Raw genomic sequence first — 16,000 nt, 5'->3', positions numbered from 1 at the left:
CCCAGGTTTACCGGGTTTTACTTCGAAGTTTCCTTATTGATGGCCGTGATCAGGTCCTTGCCGATGCGGTCTTCCATCTGCTTCTGCACCGGCATCAGCACCTTGCGCCATTCCGCCTGTTCCTGCGCGCTCAGGTTGTAGACCTGGGTCTTGCCGGCCTTCTTGATCGCATCCAGCGCCATATCGTTATCGCGCTGCGCAATCGCCTTCTCATACGTGGTCGCTTCCTTCATCGCGCCTTCGAGCGCGGTGCGGATATCGGCCGGCAGGCCGTCCCAGAACTTCTTGTTCACGATCACCGCATAGCCCAGGTAACCGTGGTTGGACACGGTCAGGTTCTTCTGCACCTCATGCATCTTCTGGGTGTACATATTGGACGGCGGATTCTCGGTGCCGTCCACCACGCCGGTTTGCAGCGCCTGGTACACCTCGGAGAACGCCAGCACTTGGGGGTTGGCGCCCAGCGCGCGCATCTGCGCATCGAGCACCTTGGAGGACTGGATGCGCATCTTCAGGCCTTTGAAATCAGCCGGCACCCTTAAGGGCTTATTGGCCGACATGATCTTGAAACCGTTATCCCAGTATGCCAGGCCGGTAATGCCCTTGCCTTCCAGCTTTTTCAGCAAGCCCTTGCCGATCGGACCTTCGGTCACGTTATACAGGGCGGTCTTGTTCGGGAAAATATACGGCAGGTCAAAGACTTCGAATTCCTTCACGCCGAGCGGGCCAAACTTGGCCAGCGACGGCGCCAGCATCTGCACTGCGCCCAGCTGCAGCGCTTCCATTTCTTCCTTGTCCTTATACAGCTGGCTGTTCGGATAGACTTCGATCTTGACGCGGCCGTTGGTGGCCTTTTCCGCCAGCTGCTTGAAGCGTTCCGCGGCCTGGCCTTTCGGCGTATCGGTCGCCACCACGTGGCTGAATTTGATCACGATGGGCGCCTGGGCCCAGGCAGTGGAGGTAACGCAGGCGGCCGCGCTCAGCGCGATCAGGACGGACTTCAGCTTCATGGTGTCTCCCAGAAAAGATTGGATTATCATTCTTACCATTAAATTTTGCTAAAGGCTATTGTGTCTTACAACTGTGGTTATCCACAATATGCCTTGCCTCAGAATCCGCTAACCTCGGACCATGCCAAAATCCGCCTCCATTGCCAAGCACCTGCCCCTGCCTGTCTCCGTGCGCTGGCTGCTGCCAATGGTGCTCGTGCTGTTCTTCCTGGCCATCCTGATCTGGCTGCCCTGGCAGGCACGCCAGCTGGAGAGCAATGAGCGGCAGGAGCAGCTGATCGCCGACACGCTGTGGGTTGAGCAATCGATCCGTTTCCAGCTTGGCCGCCACGAAGAAAGCCTGCGCGGCCTGGCCAATGAAATCGCCACCGGCCACCCGACGCCCGCCGACGTGCAGCAACGCATGGGCCGCATGCTGAAAAATGGCGCCGAGTTGAAAAGCGTGGTGCAGGTCGATCCGGAAGGACGCATCGTGGTGGCGAGCGACGGTGAAGCGCCCGGCGCCCAAGCCGCGCTGGGGCCGGCCTCGCTGGCGGCCGAGGACCGTGCGCGCCGCAGCCGCATGCCGGTCTACGCAGAACCCGAACCCGGCGCCGCCAGCCAGGCCCTGAAGATGGACCTGCACTTCCCCATCTACCGCGGCAACGAGTGGCTGGGCAGCCTGGTGGCGACGTTCCAGCTCAGCAGCCTGCTCGACGAGATGGTGCCCTGGTGGTTCGCGCAGGATAACCAGATCAGCCTTCTGGACCGGGACGACAAGGTGCTGGCGCGCCGCAGTTCGGCCGGCCCAGGCCACGGCGTCTACACCCACAAGCGCGCGCTCGACCTGCCCGGTGCGACCATCACCCTCATGACGGACAGCGTGAAAAGCGAGCCGAAGCTGCTGCCCAACCTGCTGGTCGGTTCGGTCATCGCACTGTCATTGGCCCTGCTATGGAGCCTTTTCGCGCTGTGGAGCCATATCTCGCGCCGCCTGGCTGCCGAGGGCGAACTGCGCCAGCAAATGACCTTCCGCACGGCGATGGAGAATTCCCTGGTGACCGGCCTGCGCGCGCGCGACCTGGAAGGACGCATCACCTACGTCAACCCTGCCTTCTGCCAGATGGTGGGCTATACCGCGGAAGAACTGATCGGCCGCTCCCCGCCCATGCCCTACTGGGCGCCGGACGTGATGCAGGAATACCAGGACCGCCTGGCCAACGTGCTGGCCGGTTCCGTCACGCCGCAATTCGAAACCCTGTTCCAGCGCCCGGATGGCACCCGCCTTCCGGTGCTGGTGTTCGAAGCGCCGCTGGTGGACCAGGCCGGAAACCATACGGGCTATATGGGCTCCATCCTCGACATCTCCGACCGCAAGCGCATGGAGGAACTGAACCGCCAGCACCAGGAAAAGCTGCAGGCCAGCGCGCGCCTTGCCACCATGGGAGAAATCGCTTCCACGCTGGCGCATGAACTGAACCAGCCGCTGGCCGCCATTTCCAGCTACACCACCGGCGCCCTGAACGTGCTGGCGCGCGGCGGCGACATCAGCACCCTGAAGGCGCCGCTGGAACAGGCTTGCGCCCAGGCCCAGCGCGCCGGACAGATCATCCGCAGCGTGCACCAGTTTGTAAAGAACCGCGAATCGCAGCGGCAGGACATCGCGCTGCAGACCATGCTGGACAGCATACTGGTGCTGATCGAACTGCAGGCGCGCCAGCACCAGGTCTCACTGCAAGTCGAACTGCCCGAAGCGCTGCCGCTGGTGCGCGCCGACCGCATGCTGATCGAGCAGGTGCTGCTGAACCTGACCCGCAACGGCATCGAAGCCATGGCCGATGTGCAGCCCTTGAAACGCGTGCTGCGCGTAGTGGCCCATCACGACCCGGCGGCTGCCATGGTAGTGGTGCAGGTGATCGACAACGGCCACGGCATTCCGCCAGACGTGGCTGAGCGCCTGTTCTCGCCTTTCTTCTCCACCAAAGCCGAAGGCATGGGCATGGGCTTGAATATCTGCCGCACCGCGATCGAGTTCCACGGCGGTACACTCTCGCACCGCGACAACCCGCAAGGCGGTACCATATTCACATTCACGCTGCCGGTTGCGGGCTGACTAATAAGGGAGACCCCAAGAATGCTACATATCGTTGACGATGAAGCCGTGGTGCGCGACGCCCTGTCCTGGCTCGCGTCCTCGCGCGGCATCGCCGCCACCGCCTACGACAGCGCAGCCGCCTTTCTCGCTTTCGCGCAAAGCTGCGCCTTCGATCCGGAAGGCGATTGCGTGCTGCTCGACGTGCGTATGCCCGACATCAACGGCATAGCAGTATTCGACCAGCTGGCCGCACGCGGGCTGACGGCGCGCCTGCCCGTGATCTTCCTGACCGGCCACGGCGACGTGCCGATGGCGGTCGACACGCTCAAGCGCGGCGCCTTCGATTTCTGCGAAAAACCCTTCAACGACAACCAGCTGATGGATCGCGTGCAGGAAGGCTTGGCGGCCTCGCGCCTGGCCAGCGGCAAGGCAGCCGTGCAGGCGCGCCTGGCGACCCTCTCCACGCGCGAGCGCGAAGTGCTGGACCTGATCCTGGCCGGCAAGATGAACAAGGTGGTGGCCGATGAACTGGGCATCTCCATGCGCACGGTGGAAGTGCACCGCGCCCATATCTTCGACAAGATGCAGGTCAAGACCGCAGTCGAACTGGCGGGATTGCTAAAATAAAAATACATAAGTCCTTATACGTGTGATATTCTGGGTCCATGAAGCAAGGACTCGGAACCCAATTGCGCCATTTGATCGAACTGCTGGACGGCGCCGTGCAGCAGTCGTACGCCGACGCCGGCCTCGATTACCGCCCGCGCTACACGCCCGTGATGCGGGCGCTGGCCGGCGGCCAGCCGCACAGCGTCAGCCAGATCGCTGAAAGCGCTGGCATCTCGCAGCCTGCCGCCACGCAGACCGTGGCCCTGATGCTGAAGGAAGGCTGGCTGGTAGCCCAGCCCGGTCCCACCGATGCGCGCCAGAAGCTGCTGCGCCTGAGCGCACAGGGCGAACGCCTGCTGCCGCAACTGCAAGCATGCTGGCGCGCCACCTCGGCGGCAGCCAATTCCCTGGATGCCGACCTGCCTTATCCCCTGTCCGAAACGCTGGCCCATGCCATTGCGGCACTGGAGCAGCGCTCATTCAGTCAACGTATTCGCGATGCCAAGGAGTAGATCAATGCAACAAGCCATGCCTGCCCCACTGTCCCCGTCCCTGCCATGGCGTACGCGCCTGGCCCGCAATACTTTCGTGCGCGTCATCGCCGGCATTGCCTGCGTCATGGGGCCTTTTATCCTCGCCATGCTGCTGGCCCAGAAACTGGTGCCGGCGGAGGCGCGTATCGTCTGGCACCACCTGCTTGCCGCTGCGCTAAGCCTGGGCGGCTACCGCTTCTTTGTACGCCGCTTCGAGCAGCGCGCAGCCTCCGAAATCGAACTGCGCGGCGCCTTGCCCGGCCTGCTGCGCGGCCTCGGCATCGGGACGGCGATCAGCGTGTCGGTGGTTGCCATCCTGGCGGCAGCGGGTTCGCTGACGATTGCGGGAGGAGGAAATGTGGGCGCGGCCTTCAAGCCGCTGTCCGAGCAGGTCATGGTGGCGGTGATGGAAGAACTGCTGTTCCGCGCCGTGCTGTTCCGGATTATCGAGGCGCGCTGGGGCACATTGACGTCGCTGCTGGTCAACGTGCTGCTGTTTGCGGTGGCCCACCTGTCCAACGAGCACGTCACCGCGCTGGCCGTGCTGAATACCGGCGTCGCCGGGCTTGGCCTGTGCGCAGGGTGGCTGCTGACGCGCAATCTGTGGCTGCCGGTCGGCATGCACTTCGCATGGAATTACCTGTTCGATGGCGTGATGGGCGTGCCGGTGTCGGGCCATGCGGCGCGCGGCTGGCTGCATGTGCAGCTGTCGGGCCCGGATTGGCTTAGCGGCGGCGCTTACGGTGTGGAAGGCTCGCTCATCACCCTGCTGGCATGGGGCGCGGCGGCAGCGTGGATGCTACGCGCACGGGCCTAAGTGCTGGCCTGGTGCTGCCGGATCGCCCATTGCACGTGCTCGCGCACCAGTGCCGATGGGTGGCCGCGGCGCGCCTCCAGTGCAGCGAGAATTGCGGGATCGCCTTTTGCGCCCATGCGCGCGGCATTGCCCAGGCCGACCGCAATATTGCGCAGCCAGCGCTCATGGCCGACGCGCCGGATCGGGCTGCCCTCCATGCGCCGGTTGAATTCTTCCTCCGTCCATGCAAACAGCTCGATCATGCCGGCGCTGCCCAATGCATGGCGCTCGTCGAAGTCCGGCAGCGTGGCGCGCTGGGCGAACTTGTTCCAGGGGCAGACGGTCTGGCAATCATCGCAGCCATAGACATGGTTGCCGACCAGGGGCCGCAGTTCTTCCGGAATCGCCCCCTTCAATTCGATGGTCAGGTAGGCGATGCAGCGCCGCGCATCGAGTTTGCCGGGACCAAGGATGGCCTGGGTCGGGCAAACGTCAATGCAGGCCGTGCATTGGCCGCAGTGGGCGCCGGTCGGCTCGTCCACCGGTAGCGGCAGGTCGACCAGGATTTCGCCCATGAAGAAGGTGGAACCGGCGTTGCGGTTGATCAGCAAGGTATGCTTGCCGCGCCATCCCAGCCCGGACTTTTCCGCCAGCGGCAATTCCATCACGGGCGCCGAGTCGGTGAACACGCGGTAGCCGAAAGGGCCGATGGCCGCGCTCACCTTGTCGGCCAGCGCCTGCAGCCGCGCGCGCAGCACCTTGTGGTAATCGCGGCCGCGGGCATACACCGAGATCACGGCCTGCGTCGGATCGGCCAGGCGCGCAATTTCGCGCTCACGCCAGTCTTCATCAGCCGCGCCGGGGAGGTAGTTCATGCGCGCCATGATGGCCCGCACCGTACCGGGCACCAGCTCCGCCGGGCGCGCCCGTTTCAAGCCGTGGCTTGCCATGTAGTCCATATCGCCGTGCATGCCGGCATCGAGCCAGGCCTGCAGGCCGGCTTCGGCGGCGGAAAGGTCGATGTCGGTGATGCGCACTTCCGCAAACCCGAGTTCCTGCCCCCACTCCTTGATGCTGGCGGCTAATTCGTCTAAATTGGCTTGGGAGAGTGACACGGCTTTACAATGCGGGGAAATTCCAAACCATCATTTTATTCGATGCAGCATTTCAAATCCCATCTTCACGACGAAGCCGGCACCGCCGCCCTTGGCGCGGCGCTGTCGCGCGCCCTGCTGCCCGGCATGGCCATCTACCTGCACGGCGACCTGGGCGCCGGCAAGACCGCGCTGACGCGCGCGCTGCTGCATGCGGCGGGCCACGTCGGCCCCGTGAAAAGCCCGACTTACACACTGTCCGAACCCTACCGCGTGAAGGTCGACGGCAAGCCCGCCAATGTCGTGCATTTCGACCTTTACCGCATGGGCAGCCCGGAAGAATTCCTCGACGCCGGCTTCCGCGAAGATTTCAATGGCGAGAACGTCTGCATCGTCGAGTGGCCCGAGAAAGCGGATGGCGTGTTGCCGCCGCCCGACCTTCATGTTTTCCTCACTGTAGCCGGCAGCGGACGTGATGTAGAATTGCAGCCGTCTTCAGCTCTTGGTACGTCATGCCTTCAACGCCTCCAGTTCGCTCCAAACCTGTAAGCCGCCGCACGGTGCTCAAGGCCGGCGGTACGTTGCTGCTGTCGGTGCTCGCGCCAATGTCCGCGCAGGCGGCACAGATCCTGGCGGTGCGCGTCTGGCCGGCGGAAGACTACACCCGCGTCACGCTGGAAAACGACACTGACCTCAAGGTCAAGCACTTCATGGTGACCGATCCTGACCGCTTGGTGGTCGACATCGAAGGCCTGGTGCTGAACTCCACGCTGAAAAGCCTGGTTGCCAAGATCGAATCGAACGACCCGTACATCAAGGAAGTACGGGTCGGCCAGAACCGCCCCAACGTCGTGCGCCTGGTGTTCGATCTGAAGGAAAAAGTCACCCCGCAGGTGTTCACGCTGGAGCCGGTCGGCGCGTACAAGCACCGCCTGATCTTCGACCTGTACCCGGTCAAGGCGGCCGATCCGATCGCGGCCTTGATCGAAAAAGGCGAATGGTCGCAGGACGGCAAGCCGGCCACCGCAGGCAACGCCATCACGCAGCCGCCAGCCGCCGGCACGCCGGCCGGCCAGGCGACGGCATCCGGCCAGGGTGCCCCCGCCGGGAGCGCCTCCTCCGGCAACGCCGCCGCCGGCAGCAGCCAGGTCGCGGCTGGCCAGAACGCAGCAGGGCAGCCTTCCACTGGCGCCACCGCGCCCGGCCCTGCAGGCACGGCGTCCAACCAGCCGCCCGTTCTCGCCGACCAGGGCGGCAAGCCTGGCGCTGGAGAGCCGGACCAGGCGCCAGCGCGCCACAAGCCAAGCCAGAAATCCGCGGCCGAAAAAATGGTCCGCATGCTCACCATTGCCCTGGATCCCGGCCACGGCGGCGAAGACCCCGGCGCCATGGGTGCGCGCGGCAGCCGCGAAAAAGACATCGTGCTCGCCATCGCCAAGCGCCTGAAAGACAAAATCGAAGATCACCCGAACATGCGCGTCATGCTCACGCGCGACGGCGACTACTTCGTCCCGCTCGGCAAACGCGTGGAAAAGGCGCGCAAGGTCGACGCCGACCTGTTCGTATCGATCCACGCCGACGCCTTCGTGAAAACCAGCGCGCGCGGCTCGTCGGTCTTCGTGCTGTCTGAAAAAGGCGCGACCTCGTCCGCCGCCCGTTGGCTGGCCGACAAGGAAAACCAGGCCGACCTGATTGGCGGCGCCAACGCCGCCGGCCGCGATCCGCAACTGGCCAGCGTGCTGTTCGACCTTTCCACCACCGCCCAGATCAACGACAGCATGAAGGTCGGCAAGGCCGTGCTGGGCGAAATCGGCGGCATCAACCAGTTGCACAAAGGTTCGGTCGAACAAGCCGGCTTCGCCGTGTTGAAAGCTCCGGATATCCCATCGATCCTGATCGAGACCGCTTTCATCTCCAATCCGGAAGAAGAAGCGCGCCTGCTCGACGACGGCTACCAGGACAAGATCGCGGACGCGATCGTCAAAGGCATCCGCCGCTACTTCGCCAAGAACCCGCCGCTCGCCAAGAACCGGCTCACATAAGGACCCAGCATGAACGAAGTTCGCATCTCCACTCCCGAAGGCGCCGAAGCCAGCATTTCACTCTTCGGCGCACATTTGATGTCGTGGCAGACTGCGGATGGCAAGGAGCGCCTGTTCCTCAGCCAGCGTTCAGCGCTTGACGGCAGCGCCGCCATTCGCGGCGGCGTGCCCGTCATCTTCCCCCAGTTCGCCACGCGCGGCGACGGCCTGCGCCATGGCTTTGCCCGCACGGCCACCTGGCGGCTTGCCGAGCAAGCCAACGATTGGGCCGAATTCGCCCTGGCCCAGACCGACCTGCCGCGCAACCACTTCCAGTCCTGGCCGCGTGCCTTCGAGCTGCGCCTGCGCTTCACGCTGCGCGGCAACGCGCTGGAAATGCGCTACACCGTGCGCAATACGGGCCAGCAGGATTTCAGCTGGGCCGGCGCCCTGCACTCTTATTTCGCAGTGACGGAATTCACCAGCGCCAAAGTGGACGGCATGCCCTTCACCGGCGCGCTGGACGATATCCGCCCCGCCACGCCGCAGCTGCGCCTGGATACCGGCGCCGGCGTGCTGCTGCTGGAACAGCAAGGCTTTTCGGAATGGGTGGTGTGGAATCCGGGTGCAGAAGGTGCGGCGGCCATCGCCGACATGGCAGACGAAGAATACCGCCGCTTCGTCTGCATCGAGCCTGCCTGCGTGGACAAGCAGGTGCTGGCGGCCGGCGCCGAATGGGCCGGCCTTCACACCATCAGTTTGATTCCTTGATCATACGGCCGGAGCTGGCCTGGATCGGACGTGCGTTGAAAGGATACAGGCGGCTGAACAAAGCCAATTGCGCCGGTGAAGCCTGCACCGGTTCCTTCATCACCATCCACAATACGCCCTCGGTGCAAGGCGGCGTGGTCAGCGACCCCATGAAGGTGTAATAGTCGCGGCGCTGCGGCAGCATGTCGTTCGGGTCCAGCACGATGGTCGGCGTGGCCGTATCGCCTTTTTCCAGCGGCAGGTTGTTCCACACGGTCTGGATGGTCTGCTGCGGCTTGCCGCGCTCGAGCAGCAGCGCCAGCACCGCCAGGTGGCCTTCCGGATCCTTGTGCACCAGGTGCACCACCATCTCGAAACCCTTGCCGTTGACGCGTTCTTCCGCTGGACGGTGGAAGTGGAATTGCTGCAGCTCGTAAGTGCGGCCCGCCACGCTCAGGTAATTCCCGGGGGCGACCATCACCTGCACGGTATGGCCGTTGTCGGTCACGTTAAAGCCGGAGGGATGGTAGTCGAAGGCGATCTGTTCCAGGTCCACCTTCATGCCGTCGCGGATATCGATCGGCGACTGGCGGCTGCCAATCGAGCACTTGGCCCAGTCGGAGTTGATCTTTGACCAGTTGGCAGGGCCGGATTCGCCTTCATACGACCAGTGGGTACCGTACACCTTTGGCGGCGGCGCCTTGGCTGCTGCCTCCGCAGCGGCGACCTTGGCGGCTTTCTGCTTGCGCGCCTTTTCGGCTGCGGCCATGCGGGCGGCCTGGTTGGCCTTCATTTCGGCCAGCCGCTGGGCGATCTTTTCCGACAGTTCCTGCTCGGTGCGCGCCTCCTCCTCACGCTGGGCGGCGGCGCTCTTCTTCTGCGGCGGAATGTACTTGGGCTTTTCCGCAGCCTTGTCGGCAGGCTTGGCATCCTTTTCCATATTCGCCTTGTCGGCTGCAGCGGCGGCCGCCAGGTTCGGGCGAATATTGGGAACGCCTTTGGGCGGCGGGACGATTGGATCGGCGGCGCCTGCTGTCCCGATGACAAGACAACAGGCCGACAGGGCGATCAAGTTACGCATGTTAAATCCGGAGGAGAGACTGTTTCTCCGGTTAACGGTTGCGCAGGGGGAAAACTTGAGAGCGGCCTAACGCTTCAGCATGCGGCGGACGAGTTTCCATGCCCCGCCCAGCGCGATCGGCACCACTGCCACGCCCACACCGAACAGCACAATGGCGCTCAGGTGGTCGCGCACGAAAGGCGTATTGCCGAAGATATAACCAGCCACGCACAGCGACACCACCCAGGCCACGGCCCCGGTGACGTTGAACATCTGGAAGCGCGTATGGGTCATGTCCGACACGCCGGCCACGAACGGGGCGAAGGTACGCACCACCGGTACGAAACGCGCCAGGATGATGGTTTTGCCGCCATGCTTCTCGAAGAATTCGTGAGTGCGGCTGAGGGCTTCCTTGTTGATCCAGCGGTAGTCGTGGGTGAACACGCGCTGTCCGATCGCTTCGCCAATCCAGTAATTGGTGGTGTTGCCCAAGATTGCGGCAGTCGACAGCAGGAACATCAGCAGGCCGAGATTCATTTCGCCGGTAGCGCAGAATGCACCGCCGATGAACAGCAAGGTATCGCCGGGGAAGAAGAACAGTACTACCAGGCCGGTTTCGCAGAACACGATGGCAAACAGCAGTGCATAGACATACATACCGTACTGGGCAAGCAAAGTACCCATCGCACGGTCCACGTGGACCAACATGTCCAGCAATTGAACGAAATCCATTATTTATCCCAAAAGGTTGCGGCGGGAATCATACCAAACTGTCTATCTTACAGGCTAAAATTGCCCGGCAACTTAGAACCTGCTTAGAAACCCCACGAAGGAGACATCAGTGAAGTCCTATTTGCCCGCCGCACTTGCGCTGGCCCTACCCCTGGCCACCATGGCAGCGCCCCTCAAGGAATTGCCGCCCAAGCCCACCGTCAGCGACATCATCAAGTCGTCCAAGCCTGCCGAGTGGCGCCAGCTGGACCCGGCCAACACCCTCTACATGGACTTGCCTGCCGGCCGCGTGATCATCGAACTGGCGCCTGCCTTTGCGCCGAACCACATCGCCAATATCCGCACCATGGCCACGGAAGGCTACTGGGATGGCCTGTGGATCTACCGCTCGCAGGACAACTGGGTAGTGCAATGGGGCGATCCGAACGAGGAAAAGCCAAAATCGCTGGGCACCGCCAAGGCCAAGCTGGAACAGGAATTCACGGTGCCGATGAAGAACGACACCCAGTTCACCCGCATGCCGGACAAGGATGGCTATGCGCCGCAGGTTGGCCACTCGAATGGCTTCCCCGCCGCACGCGATCCCAAGACCGGCCAGACCTGGCTGGCGCACTGCTACGGCATGGTGGGCGTGGCACGCGGCAATGAGTCCGACAGCGGCAACGGCGGCACCCTGTACGCCGTGATTGGCAATTCGCCACGCCACCTGGACCGCAATATCACCGTCGTGGGACGCGTTGTGAGCGGCATGCCGCTGCTGTCCGTGCTGCCGCGCGGCCCCGCGCCGATGGGCATGTTCGAGAAGGAAGAGAACTGGGTGCCGATCAAGTCGGTCAAACTGGCCGCCGACGTGCCGGAAGCGGAACGCTCGAAATTTGAAGTGATGCGCACCGACTCGGCCAGCTTCAAGGCCGTGACCGAAGCCCAGCGCAACCGCGGCGGGCCATGGACCAAGTACGCCGCAGGCCATGTCGACCTGTGCAACGTGCCGATCCCGGTACGCGAAACTAAATAACTTATTGGGGTCAGCACCCGACATGCGACACGCGCAGCGTGTTGCGTGTTGGGGCCTGACACCACTGACTAACTGGGGTCAGTACCCGACATGTGACACGCGCAGCGTGTTGCGTGTTGGGGCCTGGCACCACTGGCTACCGTTATAATCCTGCCCATGAACGCGCCAAACCCGCCTCGCCCGATCAGGGCCCTCCCCGACCAACTGATTTCCCAGATCGCCGCCGGCGAGGTAGTGGAACGTCCATCCGCAGTCGTCAAGGAGCTGCTGGAAAACGCCCTGGACGCCGGTTCCACCCAGATCACCGTGCGGCTGGAAGAAGGCGGCGTCAAACGCATTTGCATTACTGACAACGGCCGCGGCATCCCGCCCGACCAGATGCCCCTGGCCCTGGCGCGCCACGCCACGTCCAAGATCGCCTCGCTGGACGACCTGGAAAACGTCGGCACCCTCGGCTTCCGCGGCGAAGCGCTGGCCTCGATCGCCTCCGTCGCCGCCGTCACCCTGACCTCGCGCACCGCCGACGGCGCCCACGCCTGGGAGCTGGAAGGCTCGCACGAAGGCACAGTCGTGCCCTCCTCCGGCGCCCCCGGCACCACCATCGACGTGCGCGACCTGTATTTCAACACCCCCGCGCGCCGCAAATTCCTGAAATCCGAACAGACCGAGTTCGGCCACTGCGCGGAAGTGGTGCGCCGCATCGCCCTGGCGCGTCCCGACGTATCGTTCACCCTGAGCCACAACGGCAAGACCGTCGACCACTGGATGGTCAGCGACATGGCCAAGCGCAGCGCCCAGATCCTGGGCAGCGCCTTCGAAGAAGCGCGCCTGGCGCTGGACGAAGGCTCGGGCGTGCTGCGCATCCACGGTTTTGCCGGCCTGCCGACCGCATCGAAGGGCCGCGCCGACAGCCAGTACTTCTACGTCAACGGCCGCTTCGTACGCGACAAGCTGCTGGTGCATGCTGTGCGCGCCGCGTATGAAGACGTATTGCATGGGGACCGTTATCCATCCTATGTGCTGGCGCTCGACCTCGACCCGGCGCTGGTGGACGTGAACGTGCACCCTTCGAAAATCGAAGTGCGTTTCCGCGACGGCCGCGCGGTGCACCAGTTCGTGTTCCATGCCGTGCAGCGCGCGCTGGCCGCCACATCGGCCACTTCACACGGCAGCGTGCCTTCGCCGCTGCCGGCGGCTGAAAGCCTGCAGGCTACCGGCCCGGTATGGCGCCCGCAGCAACAGACCAGCTTCGGCTCCATCCTGAACCCCGAATACCGCCCGACGTTTTCGCCATCGCCATTCGGCGGCGCCGGCAATGGCGGCGGTGTCGCCCAGAGCACGGAACGCTACGGCGCCCTGTGGTCCAACGACTCGCGCGACAGCTTGGTCCCCGGCGCCAATGCGGCGGAAGGCGGCAACGGTTTCCGCGCGACGTCCGACTACGCGCTGCCGCAAGCGGCGCCGATTGCCGCATCGTCAGCGCAAATGGCCGGTGAAGAATTCCCGCTCGGTTTCGCACTCGCGCAGCTGCATGGCATCTACATCCTGGCCCAGAACAGCAAAGGCCTGGTGCTGGTGGATATGCATGCCGCCCATGAGCGCATCCTGTATGAACAGTTGAAGAACGCGCTGGATGCCCAGATCGACGGCACCGAAATGTCGGTGCAGAACCTGCTGATCCCCGTCACTTTCTACGCCGACGCGGTGGAAGTGGGTACGGTGCAGGAACATGGCGATACGCTGAAAACCCTGGGCTTCGACATCGCCGTGATGTCGCCAACAACGCTTGCCGTGCGCGCCGTCCCGGCCTTGCTGAAGAACGCCGACGCCCAGACCCTCGCGCGCGACGTGATCCGCGACGTGCGTGAATACGGCGGTTCGCGCGTCTTGATCGAGCGCCGCAACGAGCTGCTCGGCACCCTGGCCTGCCACACCGCCGTGCGCGCCAACCGTATCCTGGCGGTGCCGGAAATGAATGCCCTGCTGCGCCATATGGAAGCGACCGAACGCGCCGACCAGTGCAACCACGGCCGCCCAACCTGGGTGCAGATCGACATCAACGCGCTGGATAAACTCTTCCTGCGCGGGCAGTAAGCGAATGAACGAGCAGTCCGACAAGCGCCCGCTGGCGGTCGCCATCATGGGGCCGACCGCGTCCGGCAAGACCGCCGCCGCTCTGGCCATCGCCCAGCAAGTACCTTGCGAAATCATCTCCGTCGATTCCGCCCTGGTTTATCGCGGGATGGATATCGGCACCGCCAAGCCTTCGAAAGAAGAGCTGGCCGCCGTACCGCACCACCTGATCGACATCATCGATCCGCTGGATTCGTATTCGGTGGCCCAGTTCCGCACCGATACGCTGCGCCTGGTCGCTGAGATCAGCGCGCGTGGCAAGGTCCCGCTGCTGGTCGGCGGCACCATGCTGTACTACAAGGGATTGTCCGACGGCCTGGACGACCTGCCGGGCGCCGACGCCGCCCTGCGCGCCCAGCTCGACCAAGAAGCATCGCGCATCGGCTGGCCCGCCATGCACGCGCGCCTGGCGCAGGTTGATCCCCAAACCGCCGCCCGCCTCAAGCCCGCGGACGCCCAACGCATCCAGCGTGCACTGGAAATTTACGCCCTGTCCGGCAAACCGATGTCCGAACTATTGGCCCAGCGCGAAAAGGAGGAGTTGCCGTTCGACCTGGCGTCCTTCGCCTTGGAACCATCCGACCGCGCCTGGCTGCACGAACGCATCGCGCGCCGCTTCGACATCATGCTCGATGCCGGCTTCCTGGACGAAGTGAAAACCCTGCGCGCGCGCGGCGACCTGCACCTTGGCTTGCCGTCGATCCGCTGCGTCGGATATCGCCAGGCCTGGGAATACCTGGATGGCACGATCGACTACACCGCCATGCGCGAAACCGGCATCATCGCCACCCGCCAACTATGTAAGCGCCAGCTAACCTGGCTGCGCGCCATGCCGGAAAGAATCGTGGTCGATTGCTGCGCCGCCGACGCTGCGCAACAATTGCAGGTCCAGGTGCTTGCAAAAATCGCTACAGCGTAATCAGTCCTTGACATACCGGCGGCCAGCACCGATAATGCTGGCCTTGCGGTGATATAGCTCAGTTGGTTAGAGCATAGCATTCATAATGCTAGGGTCGGTGGTTCAAGTCCACCTATCACCACCAAAGGATTCAGCGAAAACCCGCATTGCACACCATGGCACTGCGGGTTTTTCGTTTACAACCTGTCAGGAGAAGCCATGCTCCGTCTCGCAGCAACCGCCCTATTGACCCTGATTCTCGCCGAGCCAGCCTGCGCTGCGCCGGTGCAGTTCGACTTCCACAGCAACTTCCTGCTCAACCTGCACTCCTTCCTGTACAACGCGGCACAGCGGCCGGATGGTTTGCAGCGAAGCGCATGGGAGACCCAGCCTACGCCGCAGGAAATGCAGCAACTGCAATCCGCCGTGGAGTATTACCGCGCAACCTACGCCAAGCGCCATCCGGTTTTCGACGATGAATTGGGATATATCACCGATACATTGGCGGCTGACGACCAGCGGCGCGATGCGGAAGGCTTGGCCCTTCCACAAGCCTTGGCCCACACCCTGCACAGCGCCGCAGCCGCTTATGCACGCACGGCATGGCCGGCCCAGGACCAGATGAACCGCGAATGGATCGCCAAAGTCCGCGAATTGAACCTGCGCTACGGACCCGAGATCCAGGCCCGCGCCAGCGTATGGTTCGGCCAGGATTACCCGCCTTCGATCCGTGTCGACGTGGTACCGCAGACCGGAACGCGCCAGGGCGCCTACACCTTTGACCAGCCACCGCATTCCATCATCCCGAGCGGAAGCGCGGAATACCAGGGCTTTGCGGCCCTGGAGATGCTGTACCACGAAGCATCCCATGCAGGCGCCGTCCAGCCGCTAATGGATGCGCTGGACAAGGCAGCCCAGGCACAAGGGCGCGACGCGGGTGACCTGTGGCATGTGCTGCAGTTTTTCACCGTCGGTGAGGCCACGCGGCAGGTGCTGGCAGCGCACGGCATCGCCTACACGCCATACGCCGACAAGAAAAACCTGTACGCGATCGCCTGGCCCCAGTACGTGAAGCCAATCAACGCAATCTGGCAGCCTTACCTGGCCGGTAAAATGAAGTACGGTGAGGCCGTGGCCGAATTGGTCAAGCACCTTCCGCCAAGCGCCTCAGTCCAGCCCGGACCCCAGGAGAATCGCCAGTAACCACGGGCCGGCTGCAGCCATGGATTGCAAAATTGTCAATGGTTGACAGTATAGGCGAAGTACCGCATAATG

General features: G+C 63.6%; 15 protein-coding genes and 1 tRNA gene. 12 read left to right on the top strand and 4 right to left on the bottom strand.

The features are described from left to right. Positions 1 to 17 precede the first annotated feature (17 nt). Positions 18 to 1,010, bottom strand: coding sequence for a TRAP transporter substrate-binding protein (locus tag GM658_RS07225; protein ID WP_155453332.1), 993 nt, complete (start codon positions 1,008 to 1,010; stop codon positions 18 to 20). A 121-nt stretch (positions 1,011 to 1,131) separates the two neighbouring features. On the opposite strand from GM658_RS07225, the gene GM658_RS07220 reads away from it, so the two are divergent. From GM658_RS07220 to GM658_RS07205, 4 genes are read left to right on the top strand one after another with little or no spacing between them, the layout of a single operon-like run. After that, positions 1,132 to 3,102, top strand: coding sequence for a sensor histidine kinase (locus GM658_RS07220; protein WP_155453331.1), 1,971 nt, complete (start codon positions 1,132 to 1,134; stop codon positions 3,100 to 3,102). Positions 3,103 to 3,123: 21 nt separating this feature from the next. Further along, positions 3,124 to 3,711: a response regulator transcription factor gene (locus GM658_RS07215; RefSeq protein WP_155453330.1), complete on the top strand. Its 588-nt coding sequence runs from the start codon at positions 3,124 to 3,126 to the stop codon at positions 3,709 to 3,711. Between the two features lie 38 nt (positions 3,712 to 3,749). Beyond that, positions 3,750 to 4,205, top strand: a complete 456-nt coding sequence (locus GM658_RS07210) for a MarR family winged helix-turn-helix transcriptional regulator (RefSeq protein WP_155453329.1) — start codon at positions 3,750 to 3,752, stop codon at positions 4,203 to 4,205. A gap of 4 nt (positions 4,206 to 4,209) precedes the next feature. Next, positions 4,210 to 5,043: a CPBP family intramembrane glutamic endopeptidase gene (locus tag GM658_RS07205; RefSeq protein ID WP_170298712.1), complete on the top strand. Its 834-nt coding sequence runs from the start codon at positions 4,210 to 4,212 to the stop codon at positions 5,041 to 5,043. On the opposite strand, the gene queG is transcribed toward GM658_RS07205, so the two are convergent. Beyond that, positions 5,040 to 6,137 (bottom strand): tRNA epoxyqueuosine(34) reductase QueG, encoded by a 1,098-nt coding sequence (gene queG, locus GM658_RS07200; RefSeq protein ID WP_170298711.1) that lies wholly within the window; start codon positions 6,135 to 6,137, stop codon positions 5,040 to 5,042. The genes GM658_RS07205 and queG overlap by 4 nt on opposite strands. Positions 6,138 to 6,179: 42 nt before the next feature. Here queG and tsaE point away from each other — a divergent pair, with 42 nt between their 5' ends. The 3 genes from tsaE to GM658_RS07185 are packed head-to-tail and all read left to right on the top strand — an operon-like array spanning position 6,180 to position 8,908. Next, positions 6,180 to 6,665 (top strand): tRNA (adenosine(37)-N6)-threonylcarbamoyltransferase complex ATPase subunit type 1 TsaE, encoded by a 486-nt coding sequence (tsaE, locus tag GM658_RS07195; RefSeq protein ID WP_155453327.1) that lies wholly within the window; start codon positions 6,180 to 6,182, stop codon positions 6,663 to 6,665. Next, positions 6,629 to 8,158 carry an N-acetylmuramoyl-L-alanine amidase gene (locus tag GM658_RS07190; RefSeq protein WP_155453326.1) on the top strand — a complete coding sequence of 510 codons (1,530 nt, stop codon included), beginning with the start codon at positions 6,629 to 6,631 and terminating at the stop codon, positions 8,156 to 8,158. The genes tsaE and GM658_RS07190 overlap by 37 nt, the downstream gene beginning before the upstream one ends. 9 nt (positions 8,159 to 8,167) lie before the next feature. Next, positions 8,168 to 8,908 carry a D-hexose-6-phosphate mutarotase gene (locus GM658_RS07185; RefSeq protein ID WP_155453325.1) on the top strand — a complete coding sequence of 247 codons (741 nt, stop codon included), beginning with the start codon at positions 8,168 to 8,170 and terminating at the stop codon, positions 8,906 to 8,908. Here GM658_RS07185 and GM658_RS07180 read toward each other — a convergent pair. Then, on the bottom strand, positions 8,892 to 9,968 hold the full coding sequence (locus GM658_RS07180) for a carbonic anhydrase (protein ID WP_155453324.1): 1,077 nt from the start codon (positions 9,966 to 9,968) through the stop codon (positions 8,892 to 8,894). The two genes, GM658_RS07185 and GM658_RS07180, sit on opposite strands and share 17 nt — an antisense overlap. A gap of 66 nt (positions 9,969 to 10,034) precedes the next feature. After that, positions 10,035 to 10,679: a VTT domain-containing protein gene (locus GM658_RS07175; protein ID WP_155453323.1), complete on the bottom strand. Its 645-nt coding sequence runs from the start codon at positions 10,677 to 10,679 to the stop codon at positions 10,035 to 10,037. Positions 10,680 to 10,839: 160 nt separating this feature from the next. Here GM658_RS07175 and GM658_RS07170 point away from each other — a divergent pair, with 160 nt between their 5' ends. From GM658_RS07170 to GM658_RS07150, 5 genes are all read left to right on the top strand, one after another. Further along, positions 10,840 to 11,694, top strand: a complete 855-nt coding sequence (locus GM658_RS07170; RefSeq protein WP_155453444.1) for a peptidylprolyl isomerase — start codon at positions 10,840 to 10,842, stop codon at positions 11,692 to 11,694. Between the two features lie 156 nt (positions 11,695 to 11,850). Next, on the top strand, positions 11,851 to 13,788 hold the full coding sequence (gene mutL, locus GM658_RS07165) for a DNA mismatch repair endonuclease MutL (protein WP_155453322.1): 1,938 nt from the start codon (positions 11,851 to 11,853) through the stop codon (positions 13,786 to 13,788). 4 nt (positions 13,789 to 13,792) lie between these two features. Continuing rightward, a complete protein-coding gene (gene miaA / locus GM658_RS07160) occupies positions 13,793 to 14,746 on the top strand; it encodes a tRNA (adenosine(37)-N6)-dimethylallyltransferase MiaA (protein WP_155453321.1) in 954 nt (317 codons plus the stop codon). Positions 14,747 to 14,793: 47 nt separating this feature from the next. Then, positions 14,794 to 14,870: transfer RNA gene (locus GM658_RS07155), tRNA-Met, on the top strand. Between the two features lie 74 nt (positions 14,871 to 14,944). Next, entirely contained in the window at positions 14,945 to 15,928 is a 984-nt protein-coding gene (locus tag GM658_RS07150; RefSeq protein WP_155453320.1) for a hypothetical protein, read from the top strand. Positions 15,929 to 16,000: the final 72 nt, after the last annotated feature.

Source organism: Massilia eburnea, from assembly GCF_009720745.1.
Taxonomy (GTDB): Bacteria; Pseudomonadota; Gammaproteobacteria; order Burkholderiales; family Burkholderiaceae_D; genus Rugamonas; species Rugamonas eburnea.
Note: the sequence above shows the minus strand (reverse complement) of the source record. Positions and strands in the feature narration are given on the sequence as shown.